At 45.5% G+C, this 549-nt stretch carries 1 protein-coding gene; it reads left to right on the top strand.

The features are described 5' to 3' along the window. Positions 1 to 549, top strand: a 549-nt coding sequence (locus ACFO5O_RS14680) for an HYR domain-containing protein (protein WP_387965155.1), incomplete at both ends; no start/stop codon positions are given.

Genomic DNA, 549 nt, shown 5'->3' with positions numbered 1-549 from the left:
CAGATAACTGTGGCGTGACTTCTTTTACAAGCTCACATAATTCGGGTGCAACATTCCCTATTGGAACTACAACAGTAACGTATACCGCTGTAGATGCCGCTGGAAACTCCGTACAGTGTTCTTTTGATGTGACCATTACTGATGATGACAATCCGGTAATCTCTGGATGTCCTTCAAATATCTCACAAGGTACAGACGCTTCTGGTTGTAATGCCGTTGTAAACTGGACAGCACCAACCGCTGCAGATAACTGTGGCGTGACCTCTTTTACAAGCTCACATAATTCGGGTGCAACATTCCCTATTGGAACTACAACAGTAACGTATACCGCTGTAGATGCCGCTGGAAACTCCGTACAGTGTTCTTTTGACGTGACCATTACTGATGATGACAATCCGGTAATCTCTGGATGTCCTTCAAATATCTCACAAGGTACAGACGCTTCTGGTTGTAATGCCGTTGTAAACTGGACAGCACCAACCGCTGCCGATAACTGTGGCGTGACCTCTTTTACAAGCTCACATAATCCGGGTGCAACATTCCCTATTG

This window comes from Geojedonia litorea (assembly GCF_042654525.1).
Taxonomy (GTDB): Bacteria; Bacteroidota; Bacteroidia; order Flavobacteriales; family Flavobacteriaceae; genus Geojedonia; species Geojedonia litorea.
Note: the sequence above shows the minus strand (reverse complement) of the source record. Positions and strands in the feature narration are given on the sequence as shown.